Origin of the sequence: Aquisalimonas sp. 2447, assembly GCF_012044895.1 — a bacterium.
Lineage (GTDB): Bacteria > Pseudomonadota > Gammaproteobacteria > Nitrococcales > Aquisalimonadaceae > Aquisalimonas.
On sequence record NZ_CP050695.1, the window covers coordinates 1,092,085 to 1,118,116 of the forward strand.

The 26,032-nt window shown below is 66.2% G+C and carries 23 protein-coding genes; 13 read left to right on the top strand and 10 right to left on the bottom strand.

What is annotated here, in order from left to right:
* Positions 1 to 2 precede the first annotated feature (2 nt).
* Both pyrF and KU884_RS05055 read left to right on the top strand, forming a co-directional pair.
* Positions 3 to 704, top strand: coding sequence for an orotidine-5'-phosphate decarboxylase (gene pyrF / locus KU884_RS05050; protein ID WP_167781594.1), 702 nt, complete (start codon positions 3 to 5; stop codon positions 702 to 704).
* 101 nt (positions 705 to 805) lie between these two features.
* Positions 806 to 1,081 carry a ComEA family DNA-binding protein gene (locus KU884_RS05055; RefSeq protein WP_167781595.1) on the top strand — a complete coding sequence of 92 codons (276 nt, stop codon included), beginning with the start codon at positions 806 to 808 and terminating at the stop codon, positions 1,079 to 1,081.
* An 80-nt stretch (positions 1,082 to 1,161) separates the two neighbouring features.
* Here the strand turns inward: KU884_RS05055 and KU884_RS05060 are convergent, their stop codons facing one another.
* A complete protein-coding gene (locus KU884_RS05060; protein ID WP_167781596.1) occupies positions 1,162 to 1,758 on the bottom strand; it encodes a glutathione S-transferase family protein in 597 nt (198 codons plus the stop codon).
* A gap of 205 nt (positions 1,759 to 1,963) precedes the next feature.
* Here KU884_RS05060 and KU884_RS05065 point away from each other — a divergent pair, with 205 nt between their 5' ends.
* From KU884_RS05065 to KU884_RS05095, 7 genes are all read left to right on the top strand, one after another.
* Complete coding sequence (locus tag KU884_RS05065) at positions 1,964 to 2,932, top strand: PstS family phosphate ABC transporter substrate-binding protein (protein ID WP_167781597.1); 969 nt, start codon at positions 1,964 to 1,966, stop codon at positions 2,930 to 2,932.
* 244 nt (positions 2,933 to 3,176) lie between these two features.
* On the top strand, positions 3,177 to 5,441 hold the full coding sequence (locus tag KU884_RS05070; protein WP_167784124.1) for an ABC transporter permease subunit: 2,265 nt from the start codon (positions 3,177 to 3,179) through the stop codon (positions 5,439 to 5,441).
* Between the two features lie 21 nt (positions 5,442 to 5,462).
* A complete protein-coding gene (gene pstA, locus KU884_RS05075) occupies positions 5,463 to 7,127 on the top strand; it encodes a phosphate ABC transporter permease PstA (RefSeq protein ID WP_167781598.1) in 1,665 nt (554 codons plus the stop codon).
* A 60-nt stretch (positions 7,128 to 7,187) separates the two neighbouring features.
* Complete coding sequence (gene pstB / locus KU884_RS05080; RefSeq protein WP_167781599.1) at positions 7,188 to 8,036, top strand: phosphate ABC transporter ATP-binding protein PstB; 849 nt, start codon at positions 7,188 to 7,190, stop codon at positions 8,034 to 8,036.
* A 62-nt stretch (positions 8,037 to 8,098) separates the two neighbouring features.
* Positions 8,099 to 8,821 (top strand): phosphate signaling complex protein PhoU, encoded by a 723-nt coding sequence (phoU, locus tag KU884_RS05085; RefSeq protein WP_167784125.1) that lies wholly within the window; start codon positions 8,099 to 8,101, stop codon positions 8,819 to 8,821.
* Positions 8,818 to 9,423 (top strand): Yip1 family protein, encoded by a 606-nt coding sequence (locus KU884_RS05090; protein WP_167781600.1) that lies wholly within the window; start codon positions 8,818 to 8,820, stop codon positions 9,421 to 9,423. Before phoU ends, KU884_RS05090 begins: the two co-directional genes overlap by 4 nt.
* Before the next feature lie 11 nt (positions 9,424 to 9,434).
* A complete protein-coding gene (locus tag KU884_RS05095; RefSeq protein WP_167781601.1) occupies positions 9,435 to 10,133 on the top strand; it encodes a tetratricopeptide repeat protein in 699 nt (232 codons plus the stop codon).
* Positions 10,134 to 10,304: 171 nt separating this feature from the next.
* On the opposite strand, the gene phoR is transcribed toward KU884_RS05095, so the two are convergent.
* From phoR to KU884_RS05125, 6 genes are all read right to left on the bottom strand, one after another.
* A complete protein-coding gene (gene phoR / locus KU884_RS05100; protein WP_167781602.1) occupies positions 10,305 to 11,639 on the bottom strand; it encodes a phosphate regulon sensor histidine kinase PhoR in 1,335 nt (444 codons plus the stop codon).
* 79 nt (positions 11,640 to 11,718) lie between these two features.
* Positions 11,719 to 12,408, bottom strand: coding sequence for a phosphate regulon transcriptional regulator PhoB (phoB, locus tag KU884_RS05105; RefSeq protein ID WP_167781603.1), 690 nt, complete (start codon positions 12,406 to 12,408; stop codon positions 11,719 to 11,721).
* Positions 12,409 to 12,500: 92 nt separating this feature from the next.
* Complete coding sequence (gene phnE / locus KU884_RS05110; protein WP_167781604.1) at positions 12,501 to 13,313, bottom strand: phosphonate ABC transporter, permease protein PhnE; 813 nt, start codon at positions 13,311 to 13,313, stop codon at positions 12,501 to 12,503.
* A 42-nt stretch (positions 13,314 to 13,355) separates the two neighbouring features.
* Positions 13,356 to 14,153: a phosphonate ABC transporter ATP-binding protein gene (gene phnC, locus KU884_RS05115; RefSeq protein WP_167781605.1), complete on the bottom strand. Its 798-nt coding sequence runs from the start codon at positions 14,151 to 14,153 to the stop codon at positions 13,356 to 13,358.
* 102 nt (positions 14,154 to 14,255) lie between these two features.
* Entirely contained in the window at positions 14,256 to 15,167 is a 912-nt protein-coding gene (locus KU884_RS05120; protein ID WP_167781606.1) for a phosphate/phosphite/phosphonate ABC transporter substrate-binding protein, read from the bottom strand.
* 161 nt (positions 15,168 to 15,328) lie between these two features.
* Positions 15,329 to 16,495, bottom strand: coding sequence for a glycosyltransferase family 1 protein (locus tag KU884_RS05125; RefSeq protein WP_167781607.1), 1,167 nt, complete (start codon positions 16,493 to 16,495; stop codon positions 15,329 to 15,331).
* A gap of 246 nt (positions 16,496 to 16,741) precedes the next feature.
* Between KU884_RS05125 and KU884_RS05130 the strand changes: the two genes are divergently transcribed.
* Positions 16,742 to 17,896 carry an OprO/OprP family phosphate-selective porin gene (locus KU884_RS05130; protein ID WP_254432178.1) on the top strand — a complete coding sequence of 385 codons (1,155 nt, stop codon included), beginning with the start codon at positions 16,742 to 16,744 and terminating at the stop codon, positions 17,894 to 17,896.
* A gap of 72 nt (positions 17,897 to 17,968) precedes the next feature.
* Here the strand turns inward: KU884_RS05130 and KU884_RS05135 are convergent, their stop codons facing one another.
* The 3 genes from KU884_RS05135 to KU884_RS05145 all read right to left on the bottom strand — a co-directional run bounded on the left by KU884_RS05135 (position 17,969) and on the right by KU884_RS05145 (position 22,055).
* Complete coding sequence (locus KU884_RS05135; protein ID WP_167781608.1) at positions 17,969 to 19,108, bottom strand: ABC transporter ATP-binding protein; 1,140 nt, start codon at positions 19,106 to 19,108, stop codon at positions 17,969 to 17,971.
* Complete coding sequence (locus KU884_RS05140) at positions 19,105 to 20,856, bottom strand: iron ABC transporter permease (RefSeq protein ID WP_167781609.1); 1,752 nt, start codon at positions 20,854 to 20,856, stop codon at positions 19,105 to 19,107. The genes KU884_RS05135 and KU884_RS05140 overlap by 4 nt, the downstream gene beginning before the upstream one ends.
* A gap of 140 nt (positions 20,857 to 20,996) precedes the next feature.
* Positions 20,997 to 22,055: an ABC transporter substrate-binding protein gene (locus tag KU884_RS05145; protein WP_167781610.1), complete on the bottom strand. Its 1,059-nt coding sequence runs from the start codon at positions 22,053 to 22,055 to the stop codon at positions 20,997 to 20,999.
* Positions 22,056 to 22,269: 214 nt separating this feature from the next.
* On the opposite strand from KU884_RS05145, the gene KU884_RS05150 reads away from it, so the two are divergent.
* Genes KU884_RS05150 through KU884_RS05160 form a run of 3 tightly spaced genes read left to right on the top strand, consistent with a single transcriptional unit; the run spans position 22,270 to position 26,032 of the window.
* Positions 22,270 to 23,334 carry an ABC transporter ATP-binding protein gene (locus tag KU884_RS05150; RefSeq protein WP_167781611.1) on the top strand — a complete coding sequence of 355 codons (1,065 nt, stop codon included), beginning with the start codon at positions 22,270 to 22,272 and terminating at the stop codon, positions 23,332 to 23,334.
* Positions 23,335 to 23,339: 5 nt separating this feature from the next.
* Positions 23,340 to 24,347: an extracellular solute-binding protein gene (locus tag KU884_RS05155; RefSeq protein WP_167781612.1), complete on the top strand. Its 1,008-nt coding sequence runs from the start codon at positions 23,340 to 23,342 to the stop codon at positions 24,345 to 24,347.
* 8 nt (positions 24,348 to 24,355) lie between these two features.
* Positions 24,356 to 26,032, top strand: a complete 1,677-nt coding sequence (locus tag KU884_RS05160) for an iron ABC transporter permease (protein WP_254432179.1) — start codon at positions 24,356 to 24,358, stop codon at positions 26,030 to 26,032.

A 26,032-nucleotide genomic window follows, 5' to 3' on the forward strand; every position in this document is an offset into this window, starting at 1 on the left:
ACATGGCCGGCGGTCAGCCCTGGGTGGTGGTGGCGCTGGATGTGGATTCCGCGGCCCGCGCGGAGGCGCTGGCGGCGGAGCTGGATCCGGCCCTGTGCCGCGTAAAGGTGGGTAAGGAGCTGTTTACCCGGGCCGGACCGGATCTGGTGCGGCGGCTGCAGGCGAAGGGGTTCAGCGTGTTCCTGGATCTCAAGTTCCACGACATTCCCAATACGGTGGCGGCGGTGTGCCGTGCGGCGGCGGACCTCGGTGTCTGGATGGTCAATGTCCACGCCCTGGGCGGCGGCCGCATGCTCGAAGCCGCTCGCGAGGCGGTGGCGGTATACGGATCTGAAAGGCCGCTGCTCACCGCAGTCACCGTGCTTACGAGCCATCAGCGCGAGGATCTGGTTCAGGTCGGTCTTGATCACACCCCGGAAGCGCTTGTGGACAGACTCGCGCACCTGGCCCTGAACTCAGGTATGGACGGTCTCGTGTGTTCCGCCAGGGAGGTGGAGGCGCTGCGGGTCGCGCACGGTCGCGACCCGGTTCTGGTGACACCGGGTATCCGTCCGGCCGACGCTGCTGCTGATGATCAGCGCCGAGTGGTGACACCCCGAGAGGCCCGCCGCCTGGGCTCTGATTACCTGGTCATCGGCCGGCCGATTACCGGCGCGTCGTCACCGCGGCAGGCCCTGGAGCGCATCGCCGCGTCCATCGGCTGACTTGCAGTGAGCCGCAAGCCTCGCTAGTCTCTCAATTGTCCCGGCGCCCGCCGGGACCGCGGGCGGAGGCCTGCGTTCCACAATCGCAAAAGGAGTTGATCATGTGGAAGACGATTCGTCTCGTTTTTCTCTCCCTGTGCCTGTCCGTGGTTGCCAGCGGCGTTGCCCTGGCCGATACCGTGGACATCAACACGGCGGATGCGCCCACTCTGGCAGAGCAGCTCACCGGCGTCGGTGACGCTCGAGCCCAGGCCATCGTGGACTACCGCGAGACCAATGGCGCCTTTGCCAGCGTGGAGGCACTGACCGATGTGGACGGTGTTGGTCCGTCCACACTGGAGAACAATCGCGACCGTTTGACTGTCGGCGACAACTGAGCGCCGCGATTGCGTAACGAGCCCGTGCGCCCGCCTTCCGGCGGGCGCTTTGATTTGGGGGCATTGTCCTCGGGTTCGGCTCAGCCGTCCCGCGGGGCGGTCTCCGTGACGGAACTGCGACCGGCATGATCGGCGTGCCAGGCAGTCAGGGCCGGCCGGCCCTTGGGCCAGTCGAACTCCGGGAAGCGGAACGCCAGGTAGTCCAGCGCCACCAGCGTGGCAATGGCGCCGAGCTCCGGAAACGGCCCCGGGGGCGCCTTGTCCATGGCGTCCAGGGCCGAGACTACGGCCCGGTTACGGCGCTGTCCCAGTGCGGACTCATCGAAGGCGTCGCCGGCGATCTTGCGTCCGAGCAGCTTGTGTACCGCCGTGTCGATCAGGCCCATGGCCAGCCCCGCCTCGCTCATGTTGCGGCTGTAGCCGGTCTTGGGCAGCAGGGAGTGGCTCGGCCACTCCCGCTCCAGGAAGCGGATGAGCAGCAGGCACTCGGTCAGCGGTGTGCCGTCGTCCGTGACCAGGGTCGGGACCCGGACCAGCGGGTTTGCCCGCACCAGCTCCGGAGCATCCTCCCACGGGTTCACCACATGGTGGGTGACGGCGTCATTCCTTTCCTTTTCCATCAGGGCCACGCGCACGACCCGGGCGTAAGGTGAGGTCAGGCTGTAATAGAAATCCATGGGGGCTCCCCGGGCTGCGTCATTGGACCCTTGGTAGTATCGCCCATGTCGCCACCGGGTGCACAGGGGGGATTGCCGGCGCATGTCACAAAACCGTCATGGGGAGTTCATGGTCCTGTCAGACGCCCTTCCCATACTCCACGTCAGCCGCTTACAGACCAGGCGGCTTGAACAATCACGATCGAAAAACGGTGGAGTCAACCCTATGTTCCGTAACAGCCTTGTGACACTGACCGCCTCGGCCCTGGCGCTGGCCGCCGCCACCGCCTCCGCGGATGTCGACCCGGACCTGCCGTCCTACAGTGGCGTCTCCGGTATCTCCGGCAACCTCTCCAGCCAGGGTTCCGATACGCTGAACAACCTCATGACCCTGTGGGCGGAGGAGTTCAACGACGTCTACCCCAATGTCAACATCCAGATCGAGGGCGCCGGGTCCTCCACCGCGCCCACCGCCCTCGCCGAGGGTACAGCCAACTTCGGGCCCATGAGCCGGCAGATGCGCGAGTCGGAAATCCAGACCTTCGAGGAGGCTCACGGCTACCCGCCGACGCTGGTGCGCACGGCGATCGACACCATCGCCGTGTTCGTCAACCGCGACAATCCCATTGAGGGGCTGACTCTCCCGCAGGTGGACGCCATCTTCTCGGAGACCCGCCGCTGTGGCCACCCGGAGGACATCACCACCTGGGGGCAGGTGGGTCTGGACGGCTCCTGGGAGGATCGGGACTTCACGCTGTACAGCCGCAACGCCGTCTCCGGCACCTACGGTTACTTCCGTGAGCACGCCCTGTGCGACGGCGACTTCAAGGATGCTATCAATGAGCAGCCCGGCTCCGCCTCGGTGGTTCAGGGTGTAACCGAGTCCCTCAACGGCATCGGCTACTCCGGAATTGGCTACCGCACCTCCGGCGTGCGCGCCATTTCCCTGGGGCAGGAAGACGGCGAGTTGTTCGAGCCCAACGCCGAGAACGCCGTGAGTGGTGATTACCCGCTGGCCCGCTTCCTCTACGTGTACGTGAACAAGGATCCCAACGAGGATCTGCCCCCCATCGAGCGGGAGTTCCTGCGGCTCGTACTGTCCGCCGAGGGCCAACAAGTCGTGGTCCGTGACGGCTTCATCCCGCTGCCGGAGAGTGCCGCGTCCCGGGCGCGGGCCGAACTCGGCATTGACTGACTGACGGCTCGGTGTCCCGGTGACGCGTCTCCGGGACCGAGCCAGCGCAGGCGTCACGGTCCATGCGGTCGTGGCGCCTTTTTTGCGTTTCCGGCGTGTCACATTTCCTTCGTGAAATGGTAACCAAACTGTCATGGGCTACGACTACCATCCGCACCAGTCAAGCCAACACCGGGCCCTTGCCATGACTGAAGCTGCAGCATCCGACTCATCAGGCGCCGGCGCCACCGGGGCGCGCTCGTACATGCCGGGACCCCGCCAGCGCGAGCGGCTGCGGCGTTGGCGCGCCATCAAGGACTGGGCGGGCAAGGGCACCATCGCGACCTTCGGCATCGGGGTGATCGGCACCCTGATCCTGATTTTCGTCTACCTGTTCTCCGAGACCGCGCCCATCTTCGGCAGTGCCGAAATGGAGGCGGCCGGCGCCTATGACGCGCCCGGAGACGGGGGCGCGGCCACCCTGCACACTGCCATGGAGCGCTACCGCGAGGTGGGGGTGCGCTTCACCGATGATGCCCGTGCCGTCTTCTTCCGTCCGGCCACCGGGGAGGTGCTCCAGGAGGAGGTCCTCAACCGTCCGGAAGGCGTGGAAGTGACCGACTTTGCCACCGGCGAGGCGCGGAGCCGCCTGGTGGGCTACGGTCTGGACAATGGCACGGCCATATTCGCCCGCCACGACTACGACGTCTCCTTCCCCGGCGGCGAGCGGCAGATCACGCCGAACATCACCTACCCCGAGGGCGACGGGGAACCGTTGGACGTCTTCGCCGCGGACGGGCACTCGGTGGATGTCATCGGCGTGCAGCGCGGCGGGCGGGGCACCGCCATTGTCGCGGCGAACAACGAGCACCAGCGATTGCGCGTGGTGCTGCTGGAAGAGGACGAGGACTTCCTCACCGGGGATGTCACCGTGGAGCGCAAGGTCTACGAGATGCCGTGGCCGGATGACGGCGTCGAGGTAACCCAGATTCTGCTGGACACCACTATGCGCAACCTGTTCGTCGGCGGCGCTGACGGCCGGTTGCATTACTACGATATCTCCCGTCTCGGAAACCCGCGCCTGGTAGCCAGCGAGCGGGCCATCCAGGGCGACGACGCGGAAGTCACCGCCCTGGAATTCCTGCTCGGCTCCGTGTCACTGATCGCCGGCGGCTCGGACGGGTCGGTGTCCCAGTGGTTCCTGGCCCGGAACGAGGCCGGCGAGCGTCGGCTGACGCGGGTGCGCAGTTTCGAGTCCCACGATGCCCCGGTGACCAGTATCGGCCCGGAACATGCGCGCAAGGGCTTCGCCACCGCCGCAGCCGACGGCACCGTCCGGCTGCACTACGCCACCTCCCATCGGACCATGGCGCGTCTGGCCCTGGGCGAAGAGATCAACGTGGATTCCGTCTCCATGGCGCCGCGCCAGGACGGCATGCTGATCGTCGGCCAGGATGGCGGCTTCCGCTACCTGAACGTGCACAACCCTCATCCGGAGGTCTCCTTCGGCGCACTGTGGCAGAAGGTCTGGTACGAGGGTCGGAACAACCCGGCGTTCGTGTGGCAGTCGTCCTCCGCGACGCAGGAGTTCGAACCCAAGTTCTCCATGGTGCCGCTGACCGTGGGCACGCTGAAAGGGGCGTTCTACGCCATGCTGTTCGCCGCCCCCCTGGCCATCCTGGCTGCCATCTACTCCGCGTACTTCATGGCGCCGCGCATGCGCACGCTCACCAAGCCCACCATCGAGATCATGGAGGCGCTGCCCACGGTGATCCTGGGTTTCCTGGCGGGGCTGTGGGCCGCTCCCTACGTGGAGAACAACCTGCCGGCGGTGTTCAGCGTTCTACTGCTCATGCCTCTGGCGTTCATCGTCGGTGCCTGGCTGTGGACCCGGGTGTTGCCGGAGGGCGCCCGCGGCCTGGTACCGGCGGGCTGGGAAGCGGCGCTGCTGATTCCGGTGGTGGTGGCGGTGGGCTGGTTCGCGGCCAGCATGAGCCCCTATGTGGAAGTGTGGTTGTTCAACGGTGACATGCGTCAGTGGCTCACCAGCCAGGGGATCAACTACGACCAGCGCAACGCCCTGGTGGTGGGCATGGCCATGGGCTTCGCTGTAATCCCCACCATCTATTCCATCTCCGAGGACGCCATCTTCAACGTGCCCAAGCACCTCACCCAGGGCGCACTGGCGCTGGGCGCGACGCCCTGGCAGGCCATGGCCAGCGTGGTGCTGCTCACCGCCAGCCCGGGCATCTTCTCGGCGGTGATGATCGGCTTTGGCCGCGCCGTGGGCGAGACCATGATCGTGCTCATGGCCACGGGCAACAGCCCCGTCATCAACTTCAACATTTTCGAGGGCATGCGCACCCTCTCCGCGAACATCGCGGTGGAGATGCCGGAGGCGGCGGTCGGGGGCACCCACTACCGCATCCTGTTCCTGGCGGCCCTGGTGCTGTTCCTCATGACCTTCATCCTCAACACCCTTGCCGAGGTGGTGCGCCACCGTCTGCGCAAGAAGTACAGCAGCCTGTGATCACGGACCCGGGAGACCTGCATGCGTAACTGGTTCAAGCGAGGCACCCCCTGGATCTGGCTGAATGCCGGGGCCGCGGCCTTGAGTCTGGTGCTGGTGGTGGGACTCATCGGCCATATCAGCTTCATGGGGCTGCAGCACTTCTGGCCTAACGATATCGTCGCCTTCGAGTATGCCGAGCCGGGTGAGGAGCCGGTGCGGGTTCTCGGCGAGGTGGACCGCTCCGAGGTGTTAAGCGTGCGCGCGGCCCGTGAGCGCGGCTTCGAGGTGGACGAGGACGGCGACCTGGTCACCCGCCACCGTATCAAGCGCGGCAACCGCGACATCACCGACCGGGACTTCACCTGGTACGTGGCGGAGAACATGTCCGAGTGGCGCTACCCGGAGGACGCGGTCCGCCTGGAACGTCGGCAATGGGGTGATTTCTTCGGCTTTATCCGGGAGATGCGCGAGGGCGATGAAGTCATTGCCGACGGTGATGAGACCTGGGAGGTGTTCGAGCGGCTGTTCTCGGAGAATGTGCCGCGTATCGAGGAGATCGGGCGCATCGAGCGCGTGGAAATCGGCAACGTCAACGCCGAGATCGAGGAGCTCCGGCTGGCCGAGCGACGCCTGCGCGCCGACGAGACCCTCGCCGAGGCCGAGCGGCAGGAGCGCGCCGCAGCACTGCAGGAAGAGCGTGACCGCTGGGAGGCGGAGTACGACCAGCTGGTGGAACGCCGCAACGAGTTGCTGGAGGAGGTGGGCCGCTACCAGGCTACCTTCGAGACCATCGAGGGTCGCGAGGTCACCATGGCTCTGGGCGATATCGTCAAGCCCAGTCGTCCCAACGCCATGAGTCTCGGTGACAAGGCGGTGTTCTACGTGGGCGAGTTCTGGGACTTCGTCTCCGGTTATCCGCGGGAGGCCAACACTGAGGGTGGCATCCTGCCGGCGATCTTCGGCACCGTGCTCATGACCCTGGTCATGGCGGTGTTCGTCACCCCCTTCGGCGTGCTTGCCGCCATCTATATGCGCGAGTATGCCAAGCAGGGGCCGCTGATCCGCACCATTCGCATCTCGGTGAACAATCTGGCCGGGGTGCCGTCCATCGTCTTCGGTGTCTTCGGCCTGGGTTTCTTCGTCTACTTCATGGGCGGCGGCATCGACCAGCTCTTTTATTCCGAGCGACTGCCATCGCCCACCTTCGGCAAGGGCGGCGTGCTCTGGGCCTCGCTGACCCTGGCCCTGCTCACGCTGCCGGTGGTGATCGTCTCCACCGAGGAGGGGTTGTCGCGCATTCCAGGCTCCATCCGCCATGGTGCCCTGGCCCTGGGGGCCACCAAGGGCGAGATGCTGTGGCGCACCGTGGTGCCACTGGCGACACCGGCGATGATCACCGGGCTGATCCTGGCGGTGGGCCGTGCCGCCGGCGAAGTGGCTCCGCTGATGCTTGTGGGCGTGGTCAAGCTGGCGCCGGCGCTGCCGGTGGACGGCAACTTCCCGTTGATCCACCTGGACCGCAGCTTCATGCACCTGGGTTTCCACATCTTCGACGTGGGCTTCCAGAGCCCCAACGTGGAGGCCGGGCGCCCGCTGGTGTACGCCACCGCCTTCATCCTGGTGCTGATCATCATTGTTCTCAACCTCACCGCGATCGGGATCCGCAACCACCTGCGGGAGCGTTACCGCGCCGAGAGCGACTGACCCCATGCGTGCCGGTGGCCAGGCCTCCGGCTGCGATCAACGAAAGGCAGGATTCCAGCCATGAGCGACACCGAGACCCGCACCACCCCGACCCACGCCACGAGCACCGAGCGTGGCCGCGCCGGCGGACAGCGGCAGCTGAATATCCGCAACGAGGACATCTGCGTCGAGATCGACCAGCTCAAGCTGTGGTACGGCGACGACCAGGCCCTCAAGGGCATCGACATGAAGATCCCGCGCCAGCGGGTGACCGCCTTCATCGGTCCATCGGGCTGCGGCAAGTCCACCCTGTTGCGGTGCATGAATCGCATGAACGACCTCATCGACGGCTGTCGCATCGAGGGCGGGATCCGAATCGACGGCGAGGACATTCACGACCGCTCCGTGGACGTGCCCGAGCTGCGACGGCGCGTCGGCATGGTGTTCCAGAAGCCCAACCCGTTCCCCAAGTCCATCTACGAGAACGTGGCCTACGGCCTGCGGCTGCAGGGGGTGCGCAAGCGCCGCGCCCTGGACGAAGTGGTGGAAAAGTCCCTGCGCCAGGCGGCGCTGTGGGACGAGGTAAAGGATCGCCTGCACGAGAATGCCTTCGGGTTGTCCGGCGGGCAGCAGCAGCGGCTGGTGATCGCCCGCGCCGTGGCCATCGAGCCGGAGGTGCTGCTGCTGGACGAGCCGGCGTCGGCCCTGGACCCGCTGGCGACGCTGAAGATCGAGGAACTGATCTTCGAGCTGAAGAAGCACTACACCATCGCCATCGTGACCCACAACATGCAGCAGGCGGCGCGGGTGTCCGACTACACGGCGTATCTTTACCTGGGTGAGCTCATGGAGTTCAACGACACCGATACGCTGTTTACCAATCCGTCGAAGAAGGCGACGGAGGACTATATCACCGGCCGGCACGGCTAACGCGCCGGGCCGCCATCGGGCCCCGATCGGGCCAAGGAGCGAGGGTCATGACCGACGATTCCATCGACGAGAACTTCTTCAAGCAGCACATCTCCCACCAGTTCAACGAGGAGCTGGAGGATATCCACAGCCGCGTGCTGGCCATGGGCGGCATGGTGGAGCAGCAGTTGACCGACGCCGTGACCGCCATGGTCGACGGCGACAAGGAGCTGGCGCAGACGGTGGTGACCAGCGACTACAAAATCAACTCCCTGGAAGTGGAGCTGGACGAGGAGTGCACCCACGTGCTGGTGCGCCGTCAGCCCACCGCCAGCGATCTGCGTCTGGTCATGGCCGTGGTCAAGACCATCACCGACCTGGAGCGCATCGGCGACGAGGCCGAGCGCATCGGCCGCATGGCGCTGCACCTGTTGGATGACGATCGGGCGGTGGCGCCCATGAAGGAAATGGGCGCCTTCGGCAACCATGTCCGTGACATGCTGCGCGGTTCCCTGGACGCGGTGGCACGCATGGATGCCGCCGCCGCCGTTCGGGTGGCGCAGCAGGACATCCAGGCGGACAGCCAGTACGAGGTGGTCCTGCAGCGCCTGATGGATCAGATGATGAAATCGCCGGAGAGTATTCCCCGGATCATGGACATCGTCTGGTCGGCCCGCTCCATGGAGCGCATCGGTGACCGCGCCCGCAATATCTGCGAGTACGTGGTCTACTTCGTGCGCGGCAAAGACGTGCGGCACACCAGCTTCGACCAGATGGCCCGGGAGGCCACGGGAGACCGCGGTTGAGGTGGGCGTGGCAGTCCCTGGCGGGGGTGTTCTTCCGCCCGCGCGCGATCCTGCAGCAATGGCGGGAGCAGGACCCGGGCATCCGGCCCCTGCTGCTGGGATTCACGGTGCCCATGATCGTGCTCAGCGTGCTGGCGGCGGGTGGCGCTCACGCGGTGATCCCGTCGGGTTTTCCACCGGAGACACGGCCCGACCCGGTGGCATTCGCCCTCTACAGCGCGCTCACGCAACTGGTGGGCGTGCTGGGCCTGGCCGCCGCCGCCCATTACCTGTGCGACCTGTTCCAGGGACGCTCCGATTTCCACCGCGCCCTGGCGGCGGTGTCCGTGGCGCTTATCCCCGCCTGGCTGGGTAACGTGGTCGCCGCGCTGCCCTGGCCCTGGGGGCCGCACCTGGCGCTGGCGTGCGTCGCCTACAGCTTCGTGCTGCTGTACGCGGCGTTCGTGGTCGTCCTGGGCATGCGCCCGGGCAACCGCATCGGCCACTACGCCGCCAGTCTTGGCGCCGCGGCACTGGTGATCTTCGCCTTCGGCTGGCAGGCGGTGAGTCTCATTCCCGGTGCCGCGCCGGCCACGCGGCTCGGCACCACCTGGCTGATCTGAGGACATCATTAATGTATCAACGTGTTCTGAGTGCTTCCCTGGCACTGTGCCTGATTGCTCCGTCCGCGCTGCACGCGGCTGCGCCGCAGTGGTCGGAGTCCGCCGTCGCGGACCGGTCCGCCACCGAGCGGCTGGCGATTGCCCTGGAGCATTCCGCGGAGGGTGCCTACACGGAAGCCCATGAGTGGCTGGAAGCCGCCGCGGACGCCGGCAGCAGTGAAGCGAAGATTCATCTGGGCTATTTCCATCAGCACGGCCGCGGAGTGGAGCAGGACGGCGAACGGGCGCTGGAATGGCTGGAGCGGGGCGTGGAGGCGGGTGAGACGGGTTTCGCCTTGCGACTGGCCTGGGATTACCTGGAAGGGGAGTTGGTTGACCCGCACCGCGAGCGCGCCGAGCACTGGTTCCAGCATGCCATCGAGCACGGCTACCACGAGGCCCATCTGGGCTTGGGCTCGATTCTGCTAACCGACGTGGTGGGCGGGGACGAACGCCGTGCCGACGAGGCCCGGGCCCACTTCGAGGCGGCCCTGGACGAGGGGCTGGTCCTGGCCAGCTATTACCTGGCGCGCATGTACCGGGAAGGATTGGGTGTGGACCGGGATCCGGAGCGCGCAATGCACTATCTGGAGATCGGCGCGGAATCCGGCGACCCGCAGATCAGCAGCGTCATGGCGGACTGGCTGGAGGAAATGCGCCACGAACTGTAGGAACTGTAGGGCGGACCTTCAGGTCCGCCGTCAAACGACACGCGAGCCGGGGCGCTTCATCGATGCCTGTTCGGCGGACCTTCAGGTCCGCCCTACGCCTGTTTGATGCACCGCTGCACCGCAGCATGGATGGGTAGGGTGGACCTTCAGATCCACCATTGTGGGCTTCGGTTAACCGCCTTCTGCCGCCGCCACCGACCTCGGCCCTTCCGGATACAGCCGTGTCGCCGGGAACCGCGCCCGGAACGTACTGCCCCGGCCCACCGTACTGTCCACCTCCAGGGTGGCGTCGTGGCGTTGCAGCGCATGACGCACGATGGACAGCCCCAGGCCGGTGCCGCCCTTGTCGCGGGAGCGTCCCTCGTCCACCCGGTAGAATCGCTCGGTCAGTCGCGGGATGTGCTCCGGGGCGATGCCGATCCCGGTGTCGGTGACCTCGAAACAGCCGCTGCCGTCGTCGTCGATGTACCACCGCAGCGTGACCTCGCCGCCGGAGGGCGTGTATTTAACGGCGTTCTGGACCAGATTGGAGAAGGCACTGCGCAGTTCCGCGTGGGTACCGTGAATGAGTACTCCCTCGGCAATGCTGCAGTCCAGCTCCACCGTGTTGCCGGCCACGACACGGCCATCCCGGCAGATACTGCGGATCACCTCCGCCACCCGGACCGGCTCCTCGGACTCCGGGTCCGGCTGGGCATCCAGGCGTGACAGCAGCAACAGATCCTCGAGAATACTGCGCATGCGCGCCGACTGCGCGTACATCTCCTCCACGGGCCGTCGCCATTCCTCGGCCGCGGCGCCGTCGTCGTCGCGCATGTGCTCGAGGTAGCCGGTGATCACGGTCAGCGGCGTGCGCAGTTCGTGGGAGGCGTTGGCCACGAAGTCCCGGCGTACCTGCTCCAGCCGGTGCATGCGGGTGATGTCGCGGATGATCAGTAGCCGCTGGTCGCGGCCGTAGGGGATCAGTTGCAGGGACAGGCGCACGCCGTCCTGGAACGGGCTGTCCAGCTCCACCGGCTCGTGGAAGGCATCGCCGTGGAAGTACTCGGCAAAGCGCGGGCTGCGCAGCAGGTTGAGAATGTGCTGACCCATGTCGTCGCCGGTGTTCAACTGCAACATCCGCTGTGCTGCCGCGTTGAACCAGACAATGCGGTGATCCGGCGTCAGCACCACGGTACCGTCCGGCATGGCGGCCGTGGACTGCCGGAACTCGCGCAGGATCGCGCGCAGACGCTTCTTGCGGCGGTGGTTGCGCCGCTGCATGGAGTAGACCTGATCGTAGATCTCGCCCCACAGGCCCGTGCTCTCCGGGGGATGCATGCTGCGCGAGTAGCGAAGCCATTGCACCAGGCGGTACTGCTGCCAGATGTGCCAGGCGAGATACCCGGTTACGCCGAGGAGCAGCGCCGGCCAGACAAGATCAAGCACGAGCCCGGCACCGATTGCCGGAATCATGATGAGCGCGATCCGGCGGATTTCCGCCGGCCAGGGTGAGTGATAGATCATGCCGCGTCCGATCCCTCAATCGCCGGGTGCGGAGTACTGGGCCACGGCAGGGAATGCGCATTCGCACGATGGGCCGCCCTCAGTCGCGGGTGGAAAAACGATACCCCGCGCCCCGCACGGTCTGCACGAACCGCTCCGCACCGGTGCCGTCCAGCGCCTTGCGCAGACGCCGGATGTGGACGTCCACGGTGCGCTCCTCGACATACACGTTCGGCCCCCAGACGTGATCCAGGAGCTGTTCGCGAGTGTAGACCCGTTCAGGGTGTGCGACAAAGAATTTGAGCAGGCGGAACTCCGTGGCGCCCAGATGCACGGCCTCGTCATGCACCAGGACCCGGTGCGCTGCCACCTCGATCCGCAGCGGCCCCGTTCCCAGCACCTCGTCACTGGCATCCCCCGCGGCCCGGCGAAGCACTGCCTTGATGCGGGCGATCAGCTCCCGCGGACCGAAGGGCTTGGTGACGTAGTCATCGGCGCCGGCGTCCAGCCCCCGGACCTTGTCCTCTTCTTCGGTGCGGGCAGTGAGCATGACAATGGGGATTTCCCGGGCCAGGTTCTCCCGGCGCAGGGCCCGAGCCAGGTCGAGCCCGCTGACATCGGGCAGCATCCAGTCCAGCAGGATCAGGTCGGGTCGCTGGTCCGCGATGGCGACCCGGGCCTCGGCGCCATCCGCTGCCTCTACAACGTTGAAGCCCGCGCGTTCCAGGCTGAACTCCACCATTTCACGGATGGGCTGCTCATCGTCGACGACCAGAATCGTTCGGGTCATGCCGGCCTCGGGCGTCTCTGAAGTTGCCGGTATTGAAGCAGTGTAATATGACACGTCTGTGACCATCACGTTGCAATCCTGTGAAGGGCTGGCTACATGATCCGTCGCCGGATCGCGGAGGAGACCGTCTCCACCACGACCACCACGGCCACAATCACCATGATGATGGTCAGGGCCACGTCGTAGCGGTACAGGCTCATGGCCGTGTTCAGTTCCACGCCGATGCCGCCCGCGCCCACCAGGCCGAGGATCACCGCTGAGCGGATGGCCTTTTCCACCCCGAACAGGCTGGTGGCGGTCATGGACGGCATGGCCTCCGGCAGAATAGCGCCAAAGATCACCGCGCTGCGCCCGCCGCCGGTGGACTGAATTGCCTCCGACGGCCCGGCGCGGATCTCCTCGATGCGCTCGGCGAAGAAGCGGGCGCAGAAGCCGATGGTGTCCATGATGATGGCGAGAATGCCGGCCAGCGGGCCGAGGCCGACGGCGGCGACGAAGATCAATGCCCAGATCAGCTCGGGGATGGTGCGCAGTACGGCCGTGATCCCCCGGGCCATGACCCGGACGATGGGGTGGGGCGCGGTGTTCCGGGACGACAGCAGCGCCAGCGGCACGCTGAGTACCACGCCGAAGGCCACACCGACGATGGCCATGTTCAGCGTCTCCAGCATGTAACCGGTGATCGGGCCGAGCCGGCTCATGTCCGGCGGCACGGCCCGGGAAATGAAGTCGCCCATGTTGCCGACGCCGGCGATCAGGCGCGAGCCCTCCACGTCCACGGCGACGATGCCCTGGATGAAGAAGGCGAGAAAACCCACCAGGACCACCCAGGTGAATACGGAGGGCAGCTCGAACCGGCTGGGCTGGGGGCCATGGTGGTCCCGGGGCTGTTCGGGGGAGGCCATTGAAGTCAACTCCTGAACGGTCGAAGTAAATCGGGCGGTGCCTCAGGAGACCTGCCTGAGCGGCACCGTCGATTCGGACGGGGTCTCGTCCACGCGCACGTTGCCCTCGTAAAGAGACTGCAGTTCGGTGCGGTCGGTCTGGTTCATGGGGCGGTCCACCTGCACGTGGCCGGCTTTCATGCCGATGACGCGGTCGCCGTACTCCAGGGCGAAGTCCAGCTGGTGCAGCGTGCACAACAGCGTCATGCCTTCCTCACGCACCACGCTCCACAGCAGATTCATGACTTCCCGCGCCGCCTTCGGGTCGAGGCTGGCAACGGGCTCGTCGGCGAGCACCACGGAGGGGCGCTGCATGAGCATGCGGGCGATGGCCACCCGCTGCTGCTGACCGCCGGAGAGCTGATCGGCGCGCTGATGCGAGCAGTGGGCCAGCTGTACGCGCTCCAGGCAGTGCATGGCGTAGTTGCGCTCTTCCTTCGATGCGAGTGGCGCGGCGACAGAGAAGAAGCTGCGGTGACGCGCCAGTCCGCCGTAGAGCACGTTCTGGAACACGCTCAGGTTGGTGACCAGGTTGAAGTTCTGGAACACCATGCCGATCTGCCGGCGCACCCCGCGCAGCTTGCGCTGGCTGCAGCTGGCCACGTCGGTGCCGTGCACGTGGATGGAGCCCTGTTCCGGGCGTGCCAGGCCGTTCATGCAGCGCATGAGCGTGGATTTGCCGCAGCCGTTGGCACCGAGTAGTACGGCGCCTTCGCGCTCCGGGATGCGGAACTCGATGCCGCGCAGGACATGGACCGTTCCGAAGCGCTTATGGACGTTGTCCACCTGGATAATTGTCATGGGGAAGCCTCCGTCGGGATACGGCGCGTTTCCCTGGCCGTTAAGTCATCGGGGCGGTCCGGGTTTACCCGATCCGCCCCGATGCACCGCCAGGCGTGTGCCTCAGAGCTCGAGGCCGAGCACTTCATAGGCTTCGCGCACCATGTCGTACTCGTCGTCGGTGATGTCGTTGACGAAGGTCGCACCCAGGTACTTGGAGCGTTCCTGACCCTCGTCGGTGTCCGGTTCGTCGGCAGCCGGCTGCACGAAGGCCTGGAACAGCTGGTCCTCGTACTGCATGGCCGTCTCGCTGATGGCGCGGATGCAGTTCTCGCCCAGGGCGTCCCGGGCCACGAAGACGTCCCGCGGCATGGTGCCGCTGTCGGCGATGATGTCGTACTCCAGGTCCGGGTCGTACTCCTCGATGATGTCCACATCCCGGTAGCCCACCGCGGCGGCGTCCACGTCGCCGTTGACGAACGTCTGAACGCGGGCGTCGCCGGCGTGGGTGTAGCGCACGTCATCGCCCAGGCTCAGGCCGGCATCCTCGATCATCCAGCCCTGGGTGATGTGGTTGGTGGTGGAGCCCACGTCGCCGAACGCCAGGTGATGGCCTTCCAGATCCTCGATGCTCTCCATGCCGAGGTCGCTGTGGGCGACGATGTAGGCGCCGTAGCCGTCCCGTTCCAGGCCGAAGGACGGCGACACGTTACCCGAGACGGCGGTCATGACCACGTACTCCGAGGGGCCCGCCAGTACCAGATCGATGGAATCGTAGCGCAGGGCATTGGCCGCGGAGGTACGGTCGCTGAGCGGGAAGAATTCCATGTCGACGCCGGTGAGTTCACTGAACTCCTCGGCAAAGGGGGCGAACGCCCGGCGCAGTTCCTCGGCGCCCTCGATGCCGGTGTCGGCCAGGCGCAGCGGGCTATCACAGTACTCCGCCACGTCGTCTGCCGCGCTTGCCGCGGCCAGGTTGGGAAGTGCCATCAGGGCCGCCAGGGAGAGTGCGGAGAGGGTGATGGTGCGTTTCATCGGAAACCTCCAGTCGCTCGTGAATGAATCAGGTAACAACGGCTGGCAGGGTTGCAGCTGCGGATTGCATGACTGTTGAAGGGGTGTGACGGATTAATGACAAACGGGCAGCCGATGCCGCGGTCCGCGGTCGCGGGGATGGCCGGCGGCACCAAGTGCGATCAGCTCACGCGGGAGAGGACCGGGGTGCCCCGGGGGCTGGCTTCTCTGGAGCCCGCTGCCTGTTCCAGCAGGTGGGCAAATCGCTGACCGACCTGGTTCCAGCTGTGCCGTCGCACGCTGCAGCGCGCCAGGGCGCCGAAGCGCTGGCGCAGGCGCTGCTCCCGTCCCAGGAGAATGCTCAGGGCGACGAACCGGTCGGCGTCGCCGAACGGTGCGATCACGCCGCTGTAGAACGGGCGGATGTGCTCGGCGGCGGCGCCGCTGTCGAAGGCCGCCACGGGCAGACCGCTGGCCATTGCTTCCATGACCACGTTACCGAAGGTGTCGGTGAGACTGGGGAACAGAAACAGATCCGCAGAGGCGTAATACTCGGCGAGGGTCTGGCCGTTGAGCGTACCGGTGAAAATGAAGTCCGGGTTGCGGTCCTGCAGATCGGCCCGCGATGGCCCGTCGCCGACAAGGACGAACCGCGCCTGCGGATTGCTTGCCTGTATGGCGCGGAATGCCCGCACGGCCAGCTCCAGATTCTTCTCCGGGGCGATCCGGCCGACGTACAGCACCACGGTGCTCCCCGGCATGACGCCCCAGCTTGACCGCAGGCTCCGGTCACGGTGTTCCGGGGAGAACTGCGTGGTGTCCACGCCGCGGGGCAGGACATCCACACTGCCGAAGCCCGAGCGCCGGAGTTCATCCGCCAGTGCCGCCGTGGGCGCCAGGGTCAGCGCCGTGCGTCGGTGAAACCGCCGCAGGTACCCCTCCAGGACCGGGGCGGCAACCCCCAGCCCGTAGTGTCGACTGTAGTCGGCGAAGTGGGTGTGGTAGCCGGACACGGCCGGCAGCTGCAGACGCTTTGCAGCGCGGACAGCCGCCCAGCCCAGAGGGCCCTGGGTGGCGACGTAGACAACGTCCGGCCGCTGACGGTGCCATCGGGAAGTCAGGCGGCGGACCGCGGGCAGGCCGAAACGCACGCCCGGGTAACCGGGCAGGTCCAGGCCCGGCAGGGTCACCGTGGCAACGTTGCCGTCATCTCCGGAACACCGGGCGGCGGGCGTGATGACGTCAACGGTGTGGCCGGAAGCGGCGAGATGATCCACCAGTCTGCCCAGCGTCATGGCGACACCGTTCGTCTCAGGGCGATACGTCTCGGATACCAGTGCGATGTACATGGTGGTCAGCTCCCGAACCATTGCCTGTGCCGGAGTCTTGCGCGGACACATGACCAGCGGATGACGCCGATGTAACCGTTTCGTGACCGTGGGTGTCGGGGGAGTGCCGCGTGAGGCCGCTGCTGGTGGTGTCGGCGCAACAACCGTCGCATGTCACCAAACGGTCACCGCTTGGTCAGCAAATCGTCATGTCCGCGGCCTAATGTTGGCGCCGGAATTTCATACGAACTACCCGATGGAGGCATTGTGAACACCACCACCAAACTGACAGCACTGGGCATTGCGGCAGGCATGGGCCTGGCCGGCGTTTCGCAGGCCTTTGCGTATCCGGAATTCGAGGTACGCGGCCGCTTGCACCTGGACGCGGGCTTTTATGACGAGGATAACGTCGAGTTCGACGACGGCTTCAACAACCGCCGGGCACGCTTCGGTGTCGGCGGGGACCTTGACGAGAACTGGGATTTCCGCATCGAGACCAATGTCACTGAAGGTAGCCTCAGCGCCGCGGATTACCGCTTGCGCCGGGGTGTCGGCCCGGGCCGTTTGACCATCGGCCAGACCAAGGTCCCCATGGGTCTCAATCAGCTCACCAGTTCCAACAGCATCACCTTCATCGAGCGGGCGAGCCCCCAGAACATCATTCCGGATTCGCGCCGTCTCGGCTTCTTCTACGATGTCTCCGAGGACATGTTCACGTTCCAGACCGCACTTTTCGGTCGCGATCTGGGCGGTCGTGAGGACGGCGACATGCCGCTGGGCGTTGCCGGCCGCGGTGTGTTCAACCCGTCTATCGGCCAGGGACAGCTGCTGCATCTGGGTGCCTCGGTGGTGTACGAGGATCTCGATTCCGACAGCGGCTACGCGCCTCGCAGCTTCAGTGACCGCCCGGAAGGGCGTGCCGATCCGAATACGCGACTCATCAGCACCGGCGGTTTCGACATCATCGCCGACTCCACCACCAAGTATGGCCTGGAGCTGGCCTACCAGGCCGGGCCGTTCTCCGCGGAAGCCGAGTACCTGAACGTGGACGTGGACCGCGACAACGGTGAAGACGTCAGCTTCGACGGCTACCATGCTCAGGTCAGCTACGTGCTCACCGGAGAGTCCCGCAGCTACGGCGGCGGCTCTTTCGGCGGCATTACCCCCCGCGGCCCCGGTGGTGCCTGGGAAGTGGCGGCCCGCTACAGCCACATGGACCTCAATGACGAGGACGTCATGGGCGGCGAGCAGACCAACCTCACCCTGGGCGTGAACTACTACTACAGCAGCAACCTGCGGTTCATGGCCAACTACGTCATGGCAGACGTCAAGGACAGCCAGGCGGTTTCGGATCTCACCGGCGGCGAGACCATGGACGACAGCCCCAACTTCGTGCTGGCGCGGATGCAGTACAGCTTCTGACGCGAGCTGATTCAGCACCGATGAAAGCCCCGGCCAGTCGGCCGGGGCTTTTTGCTTCGGGCGAACGCATGATCAAGCGATTCGGGCGGCGGACTCCGTCTGCCGGGAGGCTGGCACTGCCTCCGCGTCCGCACGGTAAGCATGGGTTGCGGCCTTCTCGAATGCCACGGACATTCCCGTCCCGGCATCATGGGGCAGGGCGTCGTGGACCTGCAGCAGGCGCTGCCCGTGGCGGCAGTTGATGCGCCAGCCGTGCCCCTCGAAAACCTGCTGTTCCACCTGCACCGGCAGCGTGTTCAGATTGCTTTCCTGGGCGCCTTTGTGGCTCAGTCGACAACCCCGTGGCTGGAACATGACCTGTGTGGCGTCGCCGGTGGCCAGCCCCTGGTCGCGGCAATGTGCCCAGAGTGTCTGCTGCCCCGTCTGCACCAGTGCCCAGTCGTCCTCGCGCCGAAGGATACGACCGTCCAGGATGTTGGCGTAACCCACCAGTTCCGCGACCCAGGGCGTTGCCGGCTTGCGGAAGAGTTCGCGGGTCTCGTCGATCTGGGCAATGCGCCCCGCCTGCATGACCACTACGCGCTGCCCCAGGGCCAGGGCTTCCTGCAGGTCGTGGGTGACGTACAGTGCCGTGGTGCCCAGTTCCCGGAGCATCCGCGCCAGGTCGTCGCGCATCTGCTGCCGCAGCTGGGAGTCCAGGTTCGACAGCGGCTCGTCGAACAGCAGTACCCGCGGCTCGGTGGCCAGCGCCCGGGCGATGGCCACGCGCTGTTGCTGACCGCCGGAGAGCTCACGCGGGTAGCGCTTTTCCATACCGCCCAGGTCCACCAGTTCAAGCAGTTCCGTCACACGCTGGTCGCGCCGGCCGCGCGCGATACCCCGATACTTCATGCCGTACTGCAGGATCTGCTTCACGTTCATGTGCGGCCACAGTGCGAAATCCTGGAACACCATGTTCACCGGCCGGCGCTCCGGCGGCACCTCCAGGCCGTTGCCGTTGACCTTCTGCCCGGCGATGTGGATCTCGCCGCCGGTGGGGGTGTCCAGGCCGGCCAGCAGGCGCAGCAGGGTAGACTTGCCGCAGCCGGACGGCCCCAGCACCGCCAGGGTCTCGCCGGTGGGAATCTCCAGGCTGACCCCGTCCAGGGCGCGGACGGCGCCGATGTGCCGGGTGAGATCGTGAATGGCGACTTCCGCCGTATTGCTCGTCATTGTGAGCCTCCTGTCGCGAAGTACTGTCGGAAAAGGCGCTTCACCAGGAAGCGCGTGGTGACGATGATGCTGGCGGTGATAAGGCAGACGATCACCGTGGCCGCCGTGGCCCAGCCGTACTGAACTGTGCGGAAATGTTCATCGATGATCACCGGGATCGTGGGAAATCCCGAGGGCTGCAGCATGGTGGTGATGGCCAGGTCGAAGACGCTGGTGGCGAACACCGCCAGGCCGGCAGACAGCAGCCCCGCCAGGGTCAGCGGCATGAGGACCGTGCGGATGCGTGTCCACAACCCAGCGCCCTGGAGCGCCGCGCTGTTCAGGAACGACTTGGGCACCTGCGCCACGTTGCCGAGTACCACGCGCACGGCGATGGGGATGGATGCGGCCGCCGAGCACAGCACGATGACCCAGGGCGTGTTGTAGACCTGGATGCCCCAGTCCGCCAGCCAGCGCTGGTTCCACCAGAGGATATAGCCCACCGCCAGCACGATGCCCGGTACCGCCAGGGTGACGGTGGAGGTGATGTCGATGAACCGGCGCAGCCGTGAGCCGCTGTAGGCGAGTAGATAGGCCGCCAGAAAACCCACGGCCAGGGCAATCAGTGCGGCACCAAAGGCGATGCCGAACGAGTTGGCCATGGCGGGGAGCAGCACCGAGCCTTCGGAGAGCACGGCCCGGTAGTTCAGCAGCGTCAGGTTGTCCAGGGTGAACCCGGCACTGTAGCGCTGCAGGAACGATACCGACAGGCTGGTGCCCAGGGGTGCGAAGATCGCCAGGCCCAGGAACGTGACATTGAGCCCGGTGAGCAGGGGCCAGAAGCGCGGACGCGGCCGGTCCACGGGGCGCGCGCCGCCGGTGAGGAAGTCGGCGCCGGCGTTGCGGAGCAGCCGGATCTGGATGGTAATGGCAATCGCCACCATGGCCACCAGCACCGACGCCAGCACCGCCGCCCCTTCGAACGAGACGGGCACCGTCTGGATTTCCTGGCGGATCACGTACGGGATCAGCGGGAACCGGAACACCGACAGGAACGCGGCGGGCAGACCGAAGTCGCCCACCGTGTCCACGAACACCAGGATGGCGGCGGACAGCAGTGCCGGCAGCAGCAGCGGCAGCTTGATGGTGCGCACCACCTGGGCGGAGGTGGCACCGGCCAGGCGCGCGGCCTGCTCCAGGCTGCGCACGTTCCAGTGCAGGGCGGCGCTGAAGGCCAGGTAGGCCAGGGGGAAGTTCGCCAGGCTCATCACCATGACCAGCCCCGGCAGGGAGAAGATGAACTCGCCCAGCCAGGGCATGCCCATCTGGTGCGCCGTGCCGCCGCTGCGCCCGAACAGGACCCAGCCCTGGGCGATGATGAACGACGGCATCACCAGTACGAACCAGGCGGCGAAGTCGATCAGCCCGGCGGTGGGAAACCGGTAGGTGTGGCGCAGGTACGCCATGCCGGCACCGATGAAGGTGCCGATCACCATGGTGCCGAAGGACAGGTACAGGGAGTTCTGCACGGCAGTGCGCCACAGGCGCCGCTCCCAGAGATCGGTGAACAGGTCGAAGTCGCCGAGATCGAAGATGCCCAGGTACAGCTGCGGGTAGGCCAGGTGCAGCAGAATGGCCGCCAGCGGCAGGCCCACCAGCACCACCAGGGTTGCGGCAATGAACCAGCCCAGCAGGCTCTCGGGTTTGGGAAGGCGCGCCAGAAACCCCGTCAGCGGTGAGTTCCGGCGCGTATCGGTGGTGACCGACATGGTGCGAACACTCCGGTGATGATCGATCCGTGGCAGGCGTGTCCGTGTCCTGGCCCGGAACGTAAAGACGGGCGAAGCCCCTGAGGGCTCCACCCGTGCGTGTCATTCCGGCGCGGTCAATAGCCGCGACAGTGGCGTCTTCACTGAGCCATGTCGCTGAACCAGCGCTTGATTTCCTCTTCCACCTCGCCGGCCCATTCGTAGTCCGTGAACTCGTACGGGGTGACCTGATCCAGGAACTGGTTCGGGGGCAGCAGGTCGTTGGGCTCGGCGCCCTCGATCAGCGGCACGAAGTACTTGTTGCGGTGCTCGATCTCGGTGAGGTACTGCTGGGTCTCGGCGGAGAGCATCCACTCGATGAAGGCCTTGGCGTCATCGGACACTTCCGTGTCAGCGGAGATGCCCACGGCGCGGGCGGCGCCGGGGGTGCCTTCATCGGGGTAAACCACCTCGATGCTCTCTTCCTTTTCCACCTCGCCATAGGTGTTGGGCTCTTCCAGGCCGGCGACCCAGATGTCACCCGCGGCCAGGGCTTCGGCCACCGGGCTGTTGGAGCGGTACATGCGTACGCCTTTGTCGAAGACCTGTTCCCAGAATTCGTAGCCGGCATCCATGTCGTCCTCGAAGAACCAGGACACGTAGGGGTAGGCTGGGCCGCTGATGGCCGGATCCGGCATGCCCACGCGGCCCTCGAACTGCGGGTCGTGCAGGGCGTCCCAGCTGGTGACGTCTTCGGCGTCCACGTAGTCCGGGTTGTACACAAGCAGCGCGGGGGCGTTCACCGTCACCGGCCACCAGGCGGTCTCCGGGTCCTGTTCGTAGATCTCGCGACCCATCTCGGTGTAGTTCTCGGCGGCGTCCGGTTGCCAGCCGTCATCCAGCAGCTGGCCGGTCTCGTAGAGCCGGTGCACACTGCCGTGCCCCTGCACGTACACCACGTCCCACTGCGGGTTGGCGCGCTCGGCCTCGATGCGGGCCAGGATCTCGCCGCCGCTCATGTCGACGATCTGGGCCTCGATGCCGGTATCCTCGGTGAAACGCTCGGCAATGGCATCGCCATGGTCGTGCAGGTAGACCGTCAGCACGTCGCCGCTCGGGGTCGGCTCATCGGCCGAGACAGCGGTTGCCGCCCCAGCGACGCCGGCGAGTAGAAGCAGTCTGGCTGTGGCGGTGGAACGAGCATGGAAAAGCCGTTTCATGTGGAAACCTCCAGGGTGGGTTGCTGATGACCGTTGACCACTACCGTGGCGATAAGGAATGACGTGACAGTGACGGCATGGTGACGCTGCCATGACGGTAAGGTTACTGCAGCGCCCGCTTGTCATACCCGTGCAACACACCTGAGGTAAAACCCTTGTCATGGCGCAGAATTCAGGCGCGGGTCAGTCCCGGGCAAACCATCAGGTGACCAGCATGGCCGCGTTTCTCGAGTGCGAAGGTGTCACGAAGGCGTTCAGCGGAACCACCGTCCTGAATGGCATCGATCTGTCAGTGAGAAAGGGGGAATGCGTGGTGCTGCTCGGGCCGTCCGGCTGCGGCAAGAGCACGCTGCTCAACATCATGACCGGAATGCTCAGTCCGGATGTGGGCGCCTTGCGCTGTCGGGGTCGAACCCTGGATGAGCCGGCGCGCGGCATTCACGTGCCCATGCAGAAACGCGGTTTCTCCATGGTGTTCCAGGATTTCAGCCTCTGGCCCCACATGACCGTCGCCGAAAACGTGGCTTTCGGGCCGCGCATGCAGGGGCGCCCGGCGGCGGAGCGCAAGCGCCGGGTGCAGCATGTGCTGGAGCAAGTGCAGATGGCTCATTTGAAGGACCGCAGCCCGGATCAGCTCTCCGGCGGGCAGCAGCAGCGCGTGGCCATCGCCAGGGCCTTGGCCGTGGAACCGGATCTGCTGCTGCTGGACGAGCCCCTCTCCGCCCTGGATGCCCGTCTACGCGAGGATCTCAAGCATGAACTCGCCAGCCTGTTGCGGGAGACGGGACTGACGGCCCTGTACGTGACTCACGACCAGGCCGAGGCGTTCACCCTGGGCGACCGCATCGCCGTCATGAACCAGGGACGAATCGAGCAGTGCGCGCCACCCGAGGCAATCTACAATCACCCGGCAACGCCCTTCGTCGCCGGCTTTCTCGGCACTGGCAACCTGTTTCCCTACCAGCGCAACGGATCCGGCATCGTGATCGGTGAGGATCTGGCCGTTGCCTGCGCGACCGCCAACGTACCGGAGCAGGGCCAATGCCTGGTGCGCCGGGAAGCGGTGTGCATTTCCTCGGAGGAGTGCTGCTCCGGGGATCACCTGGTGGAGTTGGATGGCCACTGCCAGCACACCAATTTTCTCGGTGACCGGCGCGAGGCCTTCGCGCGCTTCGCCAACGGACAGGTGATCCGCGGCTTTGCGGATGGCCCGGTTCGGGAAGGGGGCGCGGTCCGGGTGCGCTTCCCGGCGGATGCCATGCAGTTTCTCGCCGGCTGACGCTGATGCCCCGTTCGTTCGTGATTCTGGCGGCGCTGTTCGCCCTGGGTGCCGCCGCGTGCAGCCAGGACACCGATAACGATGCGCTGGTGGTCTACTCCGCCGGCCCGCGCCCCCTGGCCGAGGCCGTGATCGAGGCCTACGTGGAGGAGACGGGCCAGCGGGTCGAGTTCTTCGGTGCCACTACCGGGCAGGTGATGGCCCGCCTGGAGGCCGAGCGGTACCGGCCGCGGGCGGATGTGGTCATTTTCGCCAGCGAGGTGGCCGCCGAAGCCCTGAAGGACCAGGGGCGTTTGCAGCCCTACCCGGACCCGGGGTGGCTGGAGGACACCGAAGGCGAGTGGCACGACCCTGACCACTACTATTTCGCCACGGCCGCCGCGCTGGTGGGCATGGCGGTGCGCGAGGAGGCGTTCCGGGAGGAGCTGGACTGGGAAGCACTGTTCCAGGGAGACTTTCCGGGGCGCATGACCATGCCGTCCCCCTCGCGCTCCGGTTCGGCCGCCGATTTCGTGATTGCCTACTCGCTGGCCCATCCCGACACCATGTGGGAAGACTTCCTGGGCCTGCGCCGGGCTGGCCTCGATTTCGCCGCCGCCAACAGCCAGGCCATCAGCGGGCTCCTGGTGGGCACCTACGATCTGATCGTGGGTGCGGTGGACTATCTCATCTACCGTCAGATTGCCGATGGCGCGCCGCTGGTCATGCACTATCCGCCCTCGGGATCGGCACTCGTGCGGCGGCCCATCGCCATCCTCGACAGCAGTCAGCACGTCGCGGCGGCGAGGGCGTTCGTGGACCACTACTTCAGCGCCGCCATGCAGGAGGAGGTCGCCGGGCAGCACCTGCTTCCGGCCCGGCGCGGCATATCCCCCTCGGCGACACGCGGCGAGCATGCGCTACCGGCGTTGCTGCCGTCCGACCCGGTCGCGGCGCTGGCGGAGCAGAACCGCGTACTCCGGCGTTTCCAGATTGAAGTCGAGCGCGCCGAGGTCATCGCCGACCCGAACTAGGAGTCCCCGTGTTTCACGCCCTGCCGGTCTGTTTCCGCGTCTCGCTGCCGCTGCTGCTCTGTCTCCTGGTGCTGGGCGCTGCCGCCGGTTATCCGCTGGCCATCCTGTTTGCTCAGAGCGTCTTTCCGGATCTTCTCGGGGGGTCGCTGGACGGCTTCATGGATGCCTATCTCCGGATCGGGACCACGCCGGAGCTGCCGGAGATGATTCTCACTTCCCTGGGGTGGGCGGGGGCGGTCACTCTGGTGAGCTGGATTCTGGGAATCCCCTGTGGCTATCTCCTGGCGCGCACGGATCTGCCCGGCAAGGGGCTTGCCCGGCTGTCGCTGCTGGTACCCATCATGACACCGCCCTACATTCTGGCGTTGTCCTACATCCTGGTGATGCAGGAGGGTGGTTTCGCCGATGCCGTAATCGGGGTCCCGGAGGCGTTGCGTGCCTGGTTCTTCTCCTTCTGGGGGGTCACGGTGGTCATGGCCCTGGCCTCGTTCGGCTACGTGGCCCTGGCGGTGGAGGCGACGCTGGGGTCCATGCCGCGGCGCTTCGAGGACGCCGCCACCATGCTCGGTGCCCGTTCCTGGCAGCGTGCCTGGCGGATCCTGCTGCCCCTGCTGCTGCCGGCGGTCTTCAACTCCGGCCTGCTGGTCTTCCTGGAGGCCCTGTCCAACTTCGGCGTTCCGGCGGTGCTCGGGACCCGCGCCAACCTGCCCCTGCTACCGGCGGAAATCTTCTACCTGATCACCAGCTGGCCGGCGGATTTCGCCCTGGCCACCTCGCTTTCCAGTCTGCTCTGCCTGTTCGCGCTGCTGTGCATGTACGGTAGCCGCTGGCTCTCACGCCTGCTGGGCGGTGGCGCGTTCAAGCCGGGCCAGGGTGCCGACCATCCCCTGGGGCCTGCCGGCAAGTGGGCGGGCTGGATGCTGATCGGCGTACTGTTCCTGCTGAGCTCGGTGCTGCCGTACGCCGCCATGGTGCTGACCAGTCTCATCGATAACTGGGGCGCGCCGGAGCAGGGCCTGACCCTGCGCCATTACGGGGCACTGTTCGAGCCCGGCGCCCGGGGGTTCCAGGCGCTGTTCACGAGCCTGGGGCTGAGTGTGGCCGCGGCGACGATCTGCGTGCTCCTGGGCGGCTACATTGCCTACGTGAACGTGCGCTCCAGCGGCACGCTGCAGCGCATTCTCGACGGGATCGCACTGCTCCCCCGGGTCATTCCCAAGATCGTCATGGCGGTGGCGCTCATTCTTGCCTGGAACGCGCCCTGGGTACCGTTCAACCTCTACAACACCGTGTGGATGCTGCTGCTGGCCTACGTGGTGATCTACATCACCGATGCCCTGAACTACGCCAACGCCAGCCTGCAGCGCATGGGCGAGAACCTGGAGCACGCCGCCGCCATCCTCGGTGCAGGCCGCTTCACGGTCTTTACGCGCATCGTCCTGCCGCGGCTCAAGCCGGCACTTCTGGCGGCATGGCTGACCACCTTCATCGTCTGCATGCGGGAGCTGGTGGCCTCCATTCTGCTGCTGCCGCCCGGGGTGGACACCACCGCCACCTTCATCTTCAACCAGTTCGAGCAGGGCGCCATCGCCGAGGCCATGGCCATGGCAACGGTGACCATTCTGGTGACGACCTTCGTGCTGGTGCTGTTCCAGTTGAAGCGGAGTTCTCGGCCCTCACCGTAG

Excerpts from the sequence above, each read along its gene's own strand:
- pyrF (WP_167781594.1), top strand. The coding sequence starts at position 3 with ATGGCCGGCGGTCAGCCCTGGGTGGTGGTGGCGCTGGATGTGGATTCC.
- KU884_RS05055 (WP_167781595.1), top strand. The coding sequence starts at position 806 with ATGTGGAAGACGATTCGTCTCGTTTTTCTCTCCCTGTGCCTGTCCGTG.
- KU884_RS05060 (WP_167781596.1), bottom strand. The coding sequence starts at position 1,758 with ATGGATTTCTATTACAGCCTGACCTCACCTTACGCCCGGGTCGTGCGC.
- KU884_RS05065 (WP_167781597.1), top strand. The coding sequence starts at position 1,964 with ATGTTCCGTAACAGCCTTGTGACACTGACCGCCTCGGCCCTGGCGCTG.
- KU884_RS05070 (WP_167784124.1), top strand. The coding sequence starts at position 3,177 with ATGCCGGGACCCCGCCAGCGCGAGCGGCTGCGGCGTTGGCGCGCCATC.
- pstA (WP_167781598.1), top strand. The coding sequence starts at position 5,463 with ATGCGTAACTGGTTCAAGCGAGGCACCCCCTGGATCTGGCTGAATGCC.
- pstB (WP_167781599.1), top strand. The coding sequence starts at position 7,188 with ATGAGCGACACCGAGACCCGCACCACCCCGACCCACGCCACGAGCACC.
- KU884_RS05095 (WP_167781601.1), top strand. The coding sequence starts at position 9,435 with ATGTATCAACGTGTTCTGAGTGCTTCCCTGGCACTGTGCCTGATTGCT.
- phoR (WP_167781602.1), bottom strand. The coding sequence starts at position 11,639 with ATGATCTATCACTCACCCTGGCCGGCGGAAATCCGCCGGATCGCGCTC.
- phoB (WP_167781603.1), bottom strand. The coding sequence starts at position 12,408 with ATGACCCGAACGATTCTGGTCGTCGACGATGAGCAGCCCATCCGTGAA.
- phnE (WP_167781604.1), bottom strand. The coding sequence starts at position 13,313 with ATGGCCTCCCCCGAACAGCCCCGGGACCACCATGGCCCCCAGCCCAGC.
- phnC (WP_167781605.1), bottom strand. The coding sequence starts at position 14,153 with ATGACAATTATCCAGGTGGACAACGTCCATAAGCGCTTCGGAACGGTC.
- KU884_RS05120 (WP_167781606.1), bottom strand. The coding sequence starts at position 15,167 with ATGAAACGCACCATCACCCTCTCCGCACTCTCCCTGGCGGCCCTGATG.
- KU884_RS05125 (WP_167781607.1), bottom strand. The coding sequence starts at position 16,495 with ATGTACATCGCACTGGTATCCGAGACGTATCGCCCTGAGACGAACGGT.
- KU884_RS05135 (WP_167781608.1), bottom strand. The coding sequence starts at position 19,108 with ATGACGAGCAATACGGCGGAAGTCGCCATTCACGATCTCACCCGGCAC.
- KU884_RS05140 (WP_167781609.1), bottom strand. The coding sequence starts at position 20,856 with ATGTCGGTCACCACCGATACGCGCCGGAACTCACCGCTGACGGGGTTT.
- KU884_RS05145 (WP_167781610.1), bottom strand. The coding sequence starts at position 22,055 with ATGAAACGGCTTTTCCATGCTCGTTCCACCGCCACAGCCAGACTGCTT.
- KU884_RS05150 (WP_167781611.1), top strand. The coding sequence starts at position 22,270 with ATGGCCGCGTTTCTCGAGTGCGAAGGTGTCACGAAGGCGTTCAGCGGA.
- KU884_RS05155 (WP_167781612.1), top strand. The coding sequence starts at position 23,340 with ATGCCCCGTTCGTTCGTGATTCTGGCGGCGCTGTTCGCCCTGGGTGCC.